The following is a 514-nucleotide window of genomic DNA, read 5'->3' on the forward strand; positions in this document are numbered from 1 at the left end:
GGAATTGACCCGAGTCTGGTGCGCACCTTGCCCCTGTTCAGCAAGCTCAGTGCTGCTGAGCTCGATATGCTGCTGGAGCAGGCCACGCTGCGTCGATTTGCCATCGGCGAAGCTGTATTCGAGCAGGGCGCCGCGGCAACGCAGTTTTTCCTACTCTTGCATGGACGGCTCAAGGTCACCCAGGTCACCGCCGATGGTCAGCAGATCATCGTCAGAATGGTGCACCCGGGCGACATTTTCGGTTTTGCCAAGGCCCTGCAACGCGATGATTATCCCGGCACGCCAACGGCGTCGGCAGAAAGCGTGGTGATTTGCTGGCCGACCCAGGTATGGGACCTGTTTATCGAAAAGAACCCCCATCTGGCGGTCAACGCCATGCAGACCATCGGTCAACGCCTGCAGGAGGCCCATACCCGCATTCGCGAGATGGCTACCGAGGAGGTTGAACGCCGCGTGGCCCACGCCGTGCTCCGGTTGATCATCCAGGCGGGCAAGACCGAGAGCGCCGGCATCC

The 514-nt window shown here is 61.3% G+C and carries 1 protein-coding gene; it reads left to right on the plus strand.

Going from position 1 to position 514, the window contains the following annotated elements:
• Nucleotides 1–3 precede the first annotated feature (3 nt).
• Nucleotides 4–514 (plus strand): Crp/Fnr family transcriptional regulator (locus tag ABFY71_RS18705; protein WP_347947376.1); only part of this gene is annotated, 511 nt, incomplete at its 3' end.

Source organism: Devosia alba (genome assembly GCF_039938915.1).
Lineage (GTDB): Bacteria > Pseudomonadota > Alphaproteobacteria > Rhizobiales > Devosiaceae > Devosia > Devosia alba.